The organism is Comamonas testosteroni (assembly GCF_000761245.1).
Lineage (GTDB): Bacteria > Pseudomonadota > Gammaproteobacteria > Burkholderiales > Burkholderiaceae_C > Comamonas > Comamonas testosteroni_C.
Genome location: NZ_AWOR01000037.1, coordinates 131,794 through 144,370, shown reverse-complemented (window position 1 = coordinate 144,370; position 12,577 = coordinate 131,794). Strand labels below are relative to the sequence as shown.

The 12,577-nt window shown below is 49.1% G+C and carries 13 protein-coding genes; all 13 read right to left on the bottom strand.

What is annotated here, in order from left to right; genetic code table 11:
* Positions 1-120 precede the first annotated feature (120 nt).
* A complete protein-coding gene (locus tag P353_RS08295; RefSeq protein ID WP_034367745.1) occupies positions 121-1,611 on the bottom strand; it encodes a UvrD-helicase domain-containing protein in 1,491 nt (496 codons plus the stop codon).
* The gene (locus P353_RS27520; protein WP_157839560.1) at positions 1,589-2,440 is read right to left on the bottom strand and encodes a DNA-binding protein; all 852 of its coding nucleotides are present in this window, start codon (positions 2,438-2,440) and stop codon (positions 1,589-1,591) included. Before P353_RS27520 ends, P353_RS08295 begins: the two co-directional genes overlap by 23 nt.
* A gap of 136 nt (positions 2,441-2,576) precedes the next feature.
* The gene (locus tag P353_RS08285; protein ID WP_198529043.1) at positions 2,577-3,608 is read right to left on the bottom strand and encodes a tyrosine-type recombinase/integrase; all 1,032 of its coding nucleotides are present in this window, start codon (positions 3,606-3,608) and stop codon (positions 2,577-2,579) included.
* Positions 3,609-3,851: 243 nt separating this feature from the next.
* Positions 3,852-4,586 (bottom strand): hypothetical protein, encoded by a 735-nt coding sequence (locus P353_RS08280; RefSeq protein ID WP_034367742.1) that lies wholly within the window; start codon positions 4,584-4,586, stop codon positions 3,852-3,854.
* An 18-nt stretch (positions 4,587-4,604) separates the two neighbouring features.
* Positions 4,605-4,928, bottom strand: a complete 324-nt coding sequence (locus tag P353_RS08275; protein WP_034367740.1) for an H-NS family nucleoid-associated regulatory protein — start codon at positions 4,926-4,928, stop codon at positions 4,605-4,607.
* A gap of 136 nt (positions 4,929-5,064) precedes the next feature.
* Complete coding sequence (locus P353_RS27990; protein WP_034367737.1) at positions 5,065-6,762, bottom strand: DUF7146 domain-containing protein; 1,698 nt, start codon at positions 6,760-6,762, stop codon at positions 5,065-5,067.
* A 130-nt stretch (positions 6,763-6,892) separates the two neighbouring features.
* On the bottom strand, positions 6,893-7,399 hold the full coding sequence (locus P353_RS27510) for a hypothetical protein (protein WP_052084791.1): 507 nt from the start codon (positions 7,397-7,399) through the stop codon (positions 6,893-6,895).
* 66 nt (positions 7,400-7,465) lie between these two features.
* A complete protein-coding gene (locus P353_RS08260; RefSeq protein ID WP_034367734.1) occupies positions 7,466-8,353 on the bottom strand; it encodes a restriction endonuclease subunit M in 888 nt (295 codons plus the stop codon).
* Between the two features lie 166 nt (positions 8,354-8,519).
* A complete protein-coding gene (locus P353_RS29115) occupies positions 8,520-8,777 on the bottom strand; it encodes a hypothetical protein (protein ID WP_046462420.1) in 258 nt (85 codons plus the stop codon).
* A 135-nt stretch (positions 8,778-8,912) separates the two neighbouring features.
* Positions 8,913-9,251 carry an H-NS family nucleoid-associated regulatory protein gene (locus P353_RS08255; protein ID WP_034367891.1) on the bottom strand — a complete coding sequence of 113 codons (339 nt, stop codon included), beginning with the start codon at positions 9,249-9,251 and terminating at the stop codon, positions 8,913-8,915.
* A 299-nt stretch (positions 9,252-9,550) separates the two neighbouring features.
* The gene (locus tag P353_RS08250; RefSeq protein ID WP_034367731.1) at positions 9,551-9,841 is read right to left on the bottom strand and encodes a hypothetical protein; all 291 of its coding nucleotides are present in this window, start codon (positions 9,839-9,841) and stop codon (positions 9,551-9,553) included.
* Positions 9,842-10,327: 486 nt separating this feature from the next.
* Positions 10,328-10,633: a hypothetical protein gene (locus P353_RS08245; protein WP_131367694.1), complete on the bottom strand. Its 306-nt coding sequence runs from the start codon at positions 10,631-10,633 to the stop codon at positions 10,328-10,330.
* Positions 10,634-10,692: 59 nt separating this feature from the next.
* A complete protein-coding gene (locus P353_RS29860) occupies positions 10,693-12,540 on the bottom strand; it encodes a DUF4942 domain-containing protein (protein WP_034367725.1) in 1,848 nt (615 codons plus the stop codon).
* Positions 12,541-12,577: the final 37 nt, after the last annotated feature.

Genomic DNA, 12,577 nt, shown 5'->3' with positions numbered 1-12,577 from the left:
TATAGGGCTGTGCAAGCGCCATAGCTATTCTGAGTGAACCCCTTTAGGCTCAAACCAGATATCTACGCTATTGCTACCTCGGCAGTGGTGATGATCGTGTACTTTTTCGCATGCGAAAAATCATGCTATCTCCATCTCGATTTTTGCCCGTGCTCGCCGTCTTTGAGCGACTTGGTTGAGGATGATTTCAATGATTCCGTTGATGATCAGCACTCGCATGGCGCGAGAAGAGCCAACGTACAACAAATTGATTTCGTCTTCACGAGCCTCTGGCTCCATATCTGGATCGAAGATATCTGGGTAGTCATCAGTCAGTTGAACAGTGTCCCATTCCAGACCTTTACTCCTATGCGCTGTGGTGACAGTGATTGAGGCCTCCATTTCTTCCTCAACAGTGAGGCTCTTGAGGTGATCAATCATTGCAGGGATGTCTTCGGCCGCGTATGTTTCCAGAATTCGCACTGACCGTTGCATCTCATGGTCTTTGGTCTGCTCTGCGGCTTCCTTATATTCCTCATAATCCTTGTAGTCGGCTTTGAGCTTCTTGTTCTTTACGTTTCCGAGTTCACCACGGCTAAAGTGGTGCAGATCTAGGAGATCCTGCACTTTGTAGTTTTCAATGCCTCCGACCCAAAAGATTGATTCGCCGCGAGCTGCAGCTGCAAGAGCGGATTCGAGCACGCCCATCACTGTTCTGGAGACTAAGCATCGATGTTCAGTGCCCATAGGAACGTGGAAAGTAACCGTGTCTGCTTGTCCACGGCCAACCACAGGAACTGTTTCGCCCTTCAGCTCAAGCAGCGCATTCGCAACGATAGCGACGTTGGGGCCGAACCGGAAACTATTGGTCAAGTACAGGCGCGGGACATCATTGAGAAGAGGGTGGTCGAGGGCGTTCACCGCGCCGCGATATCTGAAAATCTGCTGGTGTTCATCGCCCACAAGGGTGAGTTTGCAGCTCTGAGAAAGGACAATCTGGCTTGTGACGGGGTTCGCGTCCTGAGCCTCATCAAAAAGTATGCGCTTGTATTGAAGGCTGAGGTCTGGCATCGAAAGCTGATAGAGCTTCAGATAGCAGTCGTGAACTGTTGGAAATGAGTCGTCAGGGTCGCACATCCGAACCCAAACTCTCTCAGCTGCATCAACCACTTCCGCCTGGTACTGAACCATCTTGGTGGTGAGGTTGGGCTTACCGTTGAATCGAGTGAAATGATCGCTGTAGAACTTCATGTCAGCACTGCACATGAAATTTGTCAGGACATCCAAGACATCCTTCACGAATGCCCAGTTGCTTGTGTCCAGAGCGTTGGCCAGCTCGCGTAAGGGAATGTTCCCGTGATGTGAGATCTTGTGCTTTAGCAGCTTTCCGAACTTGGGGAAGGCAAGCTGATGTGATGTCTTGCAGTCAACCTGTCGCTTTGGGAAGCGCTGTGCAGCTGCATCGCGGATAGCGCGGCTATACGCCAAGTAGAGCATACGCTCGCGGGGGTAAGCTTGGGCGATCTGGAAAAATGTTGTCGTCTTGCCAGATCCTGCCCTCGCTTTCACGACAAGGCGCGAGCCGGAGAACTGAATAATGCGCGCTTGTTCAGCGGTTGGTCTGATTACCATCGGTTTTCTTCCTAGGCGTCTTTGTAGTAGCCGGGAAGAGGGTGCCTTGCCTGAGTCTCAGAATCAAAGATTCGATATCGCGGTTGCGCTTCTGTTCTTCACTCAGCATGTGCTCTAGCATGCCGATCTGCTTGTCCTTGAGGCTCAACTGGCCATTGGCATAGCTAAGCTTATCGAGTGCATCACGCACTTCACCCTTCAGCACCAGCGATTCATCACGAAGCTCAGCAGCCCGCTCTTCCTGGGCCTTGATAGTCGTTTCCAGCTCGATAGTCTGCCTGCGTAAGGCATCGATCTGCGACTGCGAAGAGGCACCGTTTTGGGCTGCTTGGTCATATTTGTCTTGGAGAGCAAGCTGGTCATGTTCCACCATTTGAAGTGCGCGCTCTTTAGCTTGAAGATCTTGTTCAAGCTTCTCTGTCTCTTCTTTGCACTTTGCCAGCTGGTCTTCTAGTTGATCGATTTTCTCGCTGTTGCTGTTGGCCATGTCTATGGCCTGCTGCATGTCTTCATTGATAACTGCCTCGCGGCTCCGCAGCTGCTCGCGCTCGGACTGGACCCGCATTTCGGCTCCGTCCAGCGCTGTGCGCCATAGCTTGCGGACGAGAAAATCGGCTTCCGAAGCCATGAAATCTGGCAAGACCATTTCCTCAGTTGGTGCTTCCTGCAGATTTGCGCTCTCCCACTCCTTCAGAAAGTTGGAGATAGTTGTGTAGCTGCCACCGCCGATGATTTGATGAACAGCCGTGATACGCGGAAGCTTGCCAGCTTTCACAAGCTCATTTTCAGCGGTGAATACGTCCTCTTTCGTAGCTATTCGTCTGGCCATGTCAATCCCCATTGTTTGTAATACCGTATTACCATAATTATCGTATTACGATAGAAAATCGCAACAGAATTTTCAGCAGCTAGTAAATGCGCAACAAAAAAGCACCCCGGAGGGTGCTAAGAAATTTGGAGCTGCTTCAAAGGTAATCGATGACTTCACTGGCCTTGCGTCTGCGCTCATCAGATCTTTTGTCGTAACGCTGTGTCGTTGTAATGCTGGCGTGGCCTAGGTTGTCTTTGACAGTGATGATGTCGATCCCTTTTTCAAAAAGAGTCGTTGCATAGGTTCTTCGAAGGTCATGGGGTGCGACATTCTCAATCCCGGCCTGCAAACTGCGCTCATGCAAGATGTGATAGACGGATTGACTCGACATCCTTTCGGAAGTCATGGCACCGTGGCGACGAATACGGGTGAACATCGGGCCGTCTTGAATGTCAGCAACATCCAACCAGGCAGTGAGGCGGGTCCAAGCTCCTGCTGGGATAAAGGCGATTCGTTCCTTATTTCCCTTGCCAATGACTTTGAGAATTCGATCCTTCCTCACGAGGCTGGTCACATCGAGGTTGACGATCTCCGCTCTACGTAATCCGCAACCCGCCAAGATGGCCAGCATCGCGCCGTCACGAAGGCCAAGCTTTTTTTCATCTTCATCGCAGGCTTGCAACAAAAGCCGAACTTCCTCAGGCCGAAGTGCACGCCCCTTAGGAAGCCGTGAGCCACTGTCACCCTTGACTTCTTTGATTTGCTGGTAGTCCTCAACATTGAGCTGGTGAAGGAACCAGGCTTCCTTGCACACGCCTTTGATGCCTGCCAGATAGGTGTTTACAGTTGCTGGAGCCTTGCCTTTCCTTTGATCAATGTCACTACCGTTTTCGTCAGGCTTGCTGCTGAGCAACGACACTATGGCTAGAACGTGGTGGCGTCGCAGGCTACCCCATGGACAGGAGTGCAGATCAGAAAAGCCAATGATTCTGGCCACGTTGTTGAGAAAGGATTGCATCGTGACCTTGCTCTGGTCCGATTTGAGGGAAAGCAAGTATCTGACCGCAGCGTTCTGTCCTACATCCGGGCGTCCAGGCAAGGCTAAAAATTCATTTTGAAGAGAATCCTCACGAAGGCCGCCAGGAGGCTCTATAGCGAATTTTTTCATTTTTACATCCGACTGCATTGGGTGCTCCATGATGTGCGCTTGTAGGGCTTTCTGACAAGCCCATTTTTTTTGATCACTTCTACTTTTCAAAAGATCTATTTTAATAAGTAGAGCTGTATTTCAAAAGCTCACTGTTATCGTGAGCTATCGGCCATGCGATTTGGTCATGAGCGCACATTCATTCTGTCGCGCCATCACAGAATGCATCAAGTCTGTGCGCTTGGTACAGAGTAAGACTTAGATTGTGGGAGCGCAATAGATTCATACGTTGCTGGCGCGCTTGAACAGTGTGGCCAGGATCTTCATTCCAGTCTTGGCATCCGTGATGACCACATATCTATGGACAGATGAATCGTGCCCCCAGATTTCAACCTCATTGTCAGGTCCATACTTTCTGCGCTTATGCTCGATAACGCGGGGATCGAGTGGGATCTTGTGAAGATCTTCATGCTGCATCCTGTTGATGAGGGAAGCCCATGGGTTCTTCATATCAGCTGCTGAGTGATACTGAACATATCGATCAACGGCATGTTCGGTGATGACCAATTCACCAATCCTGGGTGTCTGAACAATCTCCTGAATACGATACTCTTTGGGATTTATCGTGATCTTTGTGAGTTTAGCGCCATCATCGTGATTGATTGGTGACTCAGATTTGATATTAATTTTGGCACCAGCGAAACGCCCCCCTTCCTGCATGAATGCTGCAAACTTGAGCAGATGCTTCTTATCGGATCTATTGAGGGAGAGCTTCTTTATGGCACCTTTGGATACATTGAGTTCAAATGCTTTTCCGCTATCAGGAATGCGGTCAAAGACAGCTTGATTGAATACCAGATGACGAATAGCTACTAACTCAGCGGCCAACTCGATGTCCTCAATCGGGTGCGTAAACTCTACAGTTAGTACACCGAAGTTACTTATACCTACTCGCCACAAAACAAAAACAGAGCGTTCATCGCTCTGTTTTTGGGAGTAAGTAGTCAAGCGCATCATGGCGACTACCCTTTTGCTTTAGGCTTTATCGTTCGAACTTTTGTCGATCAGCAGATCATCGAGATTGCCGCCTGCAGCGATATGTTCTTTCACCCAGCTAGGCTGCATGCCGCGACCCGTCCAGGTTTTTCCATCCTTGGCATATTTATCCGCGACCTTCCCGCGAGGCTTTCCTGCCGAAGATCCACGAGACTTTGACTGGAGATCTTCGATGGTGATGCCGTAGTCTTCCATCTTGGCTTTGATGTCAGAAATCACGCCCTGCACTTCCTTCAGGCGCATTTCTTCTGCTTGGCGAGAGAGTTCTTCAGCTTGAGCCAGGAGTTCTTTGTACGTTGCCATAAGTATTACCCTTCAGGTTGTGAATTACAGGGCAGAATACTAACTCAAAAAATGATACTGTCAAAGTTAAATTCAAGTAAAGTTGCTCAGAACCAAAAAAAAGCCTTCAACCCCTGTGAGGGCTGAAGGCTTTCTATTAGATAGTGGCGAAAGATCTAGCTATAAAGCTCTTCAAGTTCGCAACCCTAGGGAACCCTAAGATACCTTGCGAGAGCAAGACATCATTCCAGTCAACCCCTTTAGCTTTCGCTGGTATTGGCATCGATGGCATAAGTATGTGAACGTTCAGCCCGAGTGCTTTCGCACGCTGGTACAACACGTTTGCAGCAATTTCGCCACGAACAGACTTATCCTTGTCAGCCCATATCAGCAAGGTATGAACAGACTCAGGAATCTCAAAAGTTTCCATGAGCTGAGCATTGACGGACGACCAAGTAGGTATCTTTGTCGCTCGATATGCAGAGAGTGCCGTCTCCAGTCCTTCAGCTATACCCAGTACTCCCCCGCAAGAAGGATCACCGAGTCTTACTGCAGATCCGTTGACATCCATATCGTCAGGGATGCTCATCATCTTCTTCACCTTCTCTACCTTATGACGCTGGCCAACTGAATCCTTATAGGACACTGCGAGCTTTTTGCCATCCTTATTCAGGTAGGTTCGATGGAGAGTAACAATTTCCCCCTCTGCATTGCGGATAGCACAAACAATCGCTGGAAAAGATCCCAACAGAGTATTCTTGTTATCCACTTCTTCATAGTAGTCCAGGGCAGGATGAAAGCGCATGTCGGCCGCAGCACCTTTGGCCAGCTCATTGAAGAGCACGCCACGGGACTGCAGGTAGAGACGCATGGGTTCAGCGGTCGCAGATGGGAACGCCACACACTGATTCCAGACCTTCTCTATCTTCTCGCTCGCATAAGCCTTCCCTGCCGCTTTCGCGGCCAGCACGTTTGCTGCACGCTGCTGCGCTTCTTGCAACCAACCAGGCGCGGCCAGAGCCTTGTTGATGGGCACGACCTTCTGATGGGCTGCAATTGGCTCAGCACTGACTTCATCCGCAGTTTCTACGGCTTGTTTCGCAGAGGTTACGGCCACAGGTGAACCGTTGCTAACCTGAACATGCTTCACAACGCTGCTTGAAGCCTGGGTGCTTTTCAGACGAGTTTCCCCGATGCGAATCACTTCCCAAGTATTGCGATGAGTCTTGATCTCCTCTTCCGTAATCACACCGTCCTTGTCTTTTTTCTCGACAACAATAGTGACGGGGACGCGCCCCAGATTACTCAAAGTGATACTGTCACCGTAAGTGGCTCCGCTCTCTGCCAGGGCACGCTCAATGTCCACACCCCAAAGGGTACGTTCAAGATTGTTCCTGTAACGCAGAATTGCGTAGAAGCTCAGCTCATTTTCATCCTTGAACTGATACCGCTCTTTACCGAAGGCAATCAAAATTCCATCATAGAACTTTGCTTTCTTTGGGTCATGAGCGGCCACTAATTCAAGTCGCTTTGTTTGAGTTGGTTTTGCAGTTGGAAGCCCCAATGCTTGACCCACTTCATCAATAGTTTCGGAAAATGACCAGTTGCGTAACCACATCAGAACTTCAAATCCATTCGATAAGAAACGGATACTTGGATCATTGTGGAATGCAGCTCCAGTCACGTCAGCATCAGGCATTAGGCGGAATCCATCAGTGCCCCCTTTTATTGGGCAGGGAACATGACGGCCAACTCGCTGAATTGCGTGGCGCAGCTCAGGAGCTAGGTTTGCGAAAATAGCCAGCCAATTTTCATCAGCAGCCTTTTTGACAACTTCTTTATCGTAGTTAGCCATTGTTAGTCCTTAGAAAATTAACTGGAATTGAGGCTTCATTAAAGCCCTGTACAGGGATTTAATGAAACCCCCACACCAGTGGAACCAAGGAGTAGTCCCGCAAGGGACTTATCCCTGGCAGGGTTTTGATTTAGTTCAGGTAGCCAAGCTTACGCATGACAACTTGAACTCCTTCACGGATGCGGTCAGGGGACAGCATTTCTTCACGGCAGAGTACGAGGAACGAAAACGGATGTATTTCGTCTGACATTAGCCATTCGTAGTTCTCTTGCCTGGTTTCAGGGCTTGTCCGCCCATCACCTAGCAATCGAATATTTTCATCAAAAAACGCTGTGCGCAATTTATCGATGTCATCATCAGACCATACGAATTTCTCCGTATTGTCTAAGTTCTCTTCATCGACTTCATCGTGCTCTGAGGTTTCTTGAACATAAGCCCCTGTCTCTGGTGCGCAGATATCGAAATCAAGCGACAAGCTATTTATGAGGCTTTCAACATTCTTATTGCAGGTCTTCAAGGACAAATATGATTTGCCATGTTCACTGTATGAATATTGCTGAGAAGTCATCGTTTGATCCAGAAAATCAAACGACATTTGCCCCAGTTCCGGTTTGTGGATTGAGGGAATCATTGCCATGGCCACACTCCAAAAATGAAGGCCATGCCCCCGTTAGGAGGCATAGCCCCCTTAGGGTAGAAAAATTCACAAGGCTAGCTTGTAAACACCAGTTTCCAGACGTTCGAAGTATTTTGCGTCTTGCAATACCTGTCGGACTTTCGCCCTCCAATGTACGTTCTCTCTGAACTGTGCAAATGGCTCAATAGCTTCGTAAATCTGGTTTAAATCCATAGAGGGTTTCCCTTGCAGGACTCTACGAACAGCTGCTTTCCATGTAGTGGCAATCATATTGACTGCTTTTCGATGGAAATTTGATAGCAGGATCAACGAGTGACTTGCATCACGACGAAAAACTAAAAGCTTTTCGTGCGCAATAAGAACAATGTTGCCTGAATATTGTCGTGAATCACTAATGCAGTTGTGCTGCACTTTGATGATTTCATCGACCAGTTTGCCTGGAGCGATACGCTCCACAAGACTTGAGAGATTGTAGTAATCCCCGTTTCTGCGGAGATTGCCCATCAATATCCCATAGTGTCCTTTTACTTCGCAGGCATCATGAATGTTCATGACAGCAAGCTCTAACGACTCAACAAATTCATTTAGCTTCATGCGGCTCATGTCCCATTTGTGTGGTTCATTGCCCCATTGACTTCCTGAATACTGAATCATGTCCCAGTAAGCTGGGTGCCACCAGATCAGATTCGCTTTCTCTCCCAAGAAGGAAGAGAAGTCATCAGTCAGCAAATTAAAGCCCTGATGAAGGTCTGTGCCCTTGAAGCGCACTCCAAGTGAAGCGGCTACATCGGCGCTCGTTCCGCCTCCAATGCTTGGATCTGCAACGAGGCCATTCTGATCTTTTAGATAGGACTCGATGAAGTCCTTTATGACGTACCCTGAGCAGTTGCCACGGTACTTGTTGTCACCATAGTTTCCCCGGTTTGGGTAGGAACAAATCGAGTTTGAAAACATGCGTGCCTTAATCAATTGAGGGCACGCCACCCATGGGAGTGCATGCACCCCAAGGGTTGATAAAATGCTGTTTGTTTAAGGAAGCCAGCTACTTCACTTTTCGTTCCAAGAAGGAACAAAACCACATTACTAATACCAATGCGGGCATTGGTAATGGGTCTTAGGTCTAGTGGGCCAATTCCGGTTCTTGAACTGGAGTGACGTTCGATTTGACGATCAAGGTTTCGCGTTTCGCCGTTTTGGGATGCTTACGATGCCTAAAATGATGGCCGTTGCTGTCACTTCCCATGTAGTGCCAGCAATCACCAGTTTCTTGGTTCTCGCAAACATGATCGCCAGAATTCAATTCTGCCTCGGATAACCCTCCCCACATCGCTTGCCATTGCTCCGTGTTGCGTTCAATGAAGAACGGGACTTCCTTCATCAGTTCTCTCCTGTCTTTGCTGTATCGCGTAAGTGCATTGTCTGCATAGACAGGAAAAGGCATCACCATGAAGCTGCCCTATTTGGGCAGACCTAAAAAATAGATCAAGCTATTACTGAGTAGCCTTCAGGCAGGCTACTGGACTGGAAACGGGTTGCGTTCATCCCTTGGGGCATTGAAGTCGTAGGTTGGTCGTCTATCGATTTCGAATAGGCTGCGGTCCTTGCCATCTATCCATCTTGGTGGCTTGCCGCGACCGCTCCAAGACTGGCCAGTGTCTGGGTCGTAGTACCTGGCCACGGGTTCCTTCTTAGCTGGCTGCGGGAGTGGGAACACTTGATGCACTGTGAAGCCGAAAGACTGGACCAGCTCTCTTACCTGGATAAGAGCGTCAGTCTCTTCCGAGGCGCGAGCTTGTGCAATTTGCTTGTCTAGCTGGGCAAGCTCAGCTTTCAGTTGACTGTAGGATTTCATGAGAGTGTATGTATGCCCGAGATGGTGATCGACGTGCACTGTGAGCGCAGGCTCTTCATGCATGGGCAAGTCGGTTCAGAAATAAGAAAGGCCACTCCCAAGAGAGTGGCCAGTCTTTTTTGCTGCGTAACGTCAACTACGCTTTATTTTTTACCTTCACGCTTCTCTTCATCGATCTGACGCTGAGCGCCGATCGATCCAACAATCAGGAACACTCCAATGCAGAGCATGCTGATGGCGAGGGGACTGAAGAGGTGATTCATGGTGTGACCTTTCGTAGATGGGTTGTCAGCTACGGCTTATGAAGCCATTTTCTCACGAGTTTTGAGAACTGTCACTGCACCCTCAAGCATCACTGCAAAGGCGATGATGTCACCGATGGCAGTCGCAGTGTCTCCAGCTGCGAAAGAGTCAACAACGGCTTGGGCTACTTCGATGGCGTAGTAAGGAACCACGACACCGGTTACAAGGAAAGTCAGACGAAGCGAAGACGCAATGGCCTTCACCGTCATCGTTACCAGTTGGAAAGTTCCTGCAAGCAGGATGAAGATGTATGGCAGCAGAAGCAGTGCCACATTGATTTTTAGCATAGGCGAATCTCCGTAGAAATTGCCAAGGCGCACCCGCTAGGGTGGCTAAACCCTGGCGGATTGTTGAAAGACACTCATTGATCGAGCATCAAGTTGTCGTCGCAACTCGCAAGACTGAAGCGTCATGGACGCTATAGTTTTTGAGTTGAGATCGGACCTGGTACAAGTCAGCTCGACCGTGAAGCAAGTTCACGAGGCTGACATATGTTGCCGGGATGCGATGGGAGATCGCATTCAGCGTTAAGTGGTGTCTCGGTCATGCCGAGCACTAGAGATGCTGTTTATTTATGGAGGCCAGTTACCTCACACATTGCCCACGAGGGACAAAAAAAGCGCAGATGCAAAGCTTGGCTTGCTGCCTTGCATCTGTGCTCTTCTTCGGGAGTCTAGTGGTGATCGCTGTTCAACGACGTGGCTCAAGTTGCCCTCTTTGGGCGCTGTGACGAAATTTCACCAGAGCGCTTGTGAGCGCCTGGTGTAATTTCTTTAGTTCACTGACAGAGCTTCGGCTGCAGCAGCCTTCTGTCGCCATGGGTAGAGACATAGCGTGTAGTTCTCGCCATCGTCGCTTTTCAGCTCGACGGTATTCCCTGCTATGCGTGCTTTCGAGATGGTTTCCTCTTCAAAGAAGAGCCAGCCGTGGGGTTCGTCAGAGACATCGATTCGCAAGTGCCGCGAGAGGCTGCGATTGTTCTTGATGCCCGTACCGATCCCCTTGGTGATTGCCATCTGTCCGTTCAAGCGCACGATACGTGCATTCTTGATCATTCGGTAGAGTCGTTCGATTTGCATGGTGTCCTCGTATACGGGGCCAACATCCCCAAGGGGCTGTTAGCCCCTGATGGGTTGATTTATGCCGCCAATAGATCCAGCTGCTCGGCCTGCCCCATTGCTGGTGCGGGCAAAGCTGCGACGGTCTGTACCTCAGCGGGTGCTTGGAGGATCGGGCCACACTCCATCCCTGCCTGCGCAAGAACTTCATCTATGGCTTTTTCCATCCGCTCGGCAACGTTTTCCGAATCGCGTCCTGAAGTCAGTGCGTAGACCGGATTGCGTTCGTAGTAGCTATGGCTTTTGCCTCTGCTAAAAGCTTTGAGATAGTCATCAGAATATTTCTCAGCTTGTTCATATTGCTTCTTGAAATGCTCATTTGCATCACCCATGTCCTGGGGAAGCCATTGGCGTATGCGGCCAACGAAGCGATTCAAGCGATCAACAACTTCGTCACTCTTGGGGAAGAAGTGCAGCGTGCCGGTTCCCTTGTAGTAACGATATTCAAAGAACTCTGACGTAAACCGTTCAGAGGTATTGACATTATTTTGTTTAAATGATTGGCGAAGTCCGTAGTAATTACCGGAAATACCGTTCAGATATCCGAATACTTTGTCAATGTCTCCCAGGAACTGTTCGCATTCATAATGCAGAGTTCCACTACTCCACGTATTGAAACGCGGAATAATGAAGCGCTTCTTACGAATACGCATTCCTACCTTGTGCTTCTGGTTAGACTTCCACGACTTGTAAAACACAACGTTGTCAGAGCTGCGTTCAATAATCGTATCAAACAATCCCAGAACCATATCGGTGTAGATAGATCCCATCGACTGAATCATTCCAGCGAGGAACCCGTGAACATTCGATATCGAAAACTCAAGTGCGTATATTGTCTCAGCATCCGCTTCGAGCTTACGTCTTGCGTGGTTCGACAATTTTTCAGTTAAAAGTGTTGATCTGATAATCTGTGCCCAAGCTTTCCGCTTGAGATCTTCATACCTCTTCGAAAATAGCTCCATAGCTTTTTTTCGAATATCAATCGGATCTGGTCTGAAGTCAGACCCTACCCCCTTTGACTGCATTTCGTCTAGCGTCACTCCCAATTTATCTGATGCGTGCTCGAAGATGGCTTCAAACTCAGATGATTGTCGCGCTGCTTCGATAGCCGCGCTAAAGTGATAGTAGGTGTTCTCGATGAAGTTAGCTGGAAGAGCGAGAGTTTTGCAGATATGAGGGTCAAATTCATGACGACTCAAGTTATCTCCCACTTTTAGCCTCTTCAGAATATTGTCCACATCAGCAAATGCTTCCGGGACTTTATTCAAATAGACAATAGCTACCTCAACATCGGTTTTACGTTCCACATCATCAACGAATTGATCTTGATGGAATGACACACTGCCATGCTTCTCGATCAGCTCCACCAAGCGTTTACGCTCGCGCGTGTATGGATTCTTGATGGTCTGAGCATTGATGCACGCACTGATCTCAGCGTCGTAAACCAGATCCCAAGCATGAAGAACATGTTCCGCACCCTGGTTAAAGGGTGGGTTCATGATCACTTGTGTGACGGAGGCCAGAGACTGAACTTCTAAGAAGTCATGTCCTAGAACCGTTACACCCAGCTCGCGCAAGCTCGCATGGTGCTTGATATCGATTTCGACAGCCGATTTCTTTCGGGACGAAGATTTGTATTTGTCGCGCTGGTCATAGGACCAACGACGACGATCAAAGCGCTCTTCCAGGCTTGGATCGAACCAAGGAACTTCAGTGCCTTCCGGCAGTTCCTCGAACCCGTTCTCAGCGTGTCGAAACAACGCACCCTTACCTGCACTGGGATCACACACATGGACGATGGGCCGTTGGAATTGATGCCACAGCAAAGCCGTTGTGTATGCGCCTGTTGGGTAGTACTGAAAATCCATGATCTGCCTCTTGATTGAGAGACAGTCGCCCCAGATG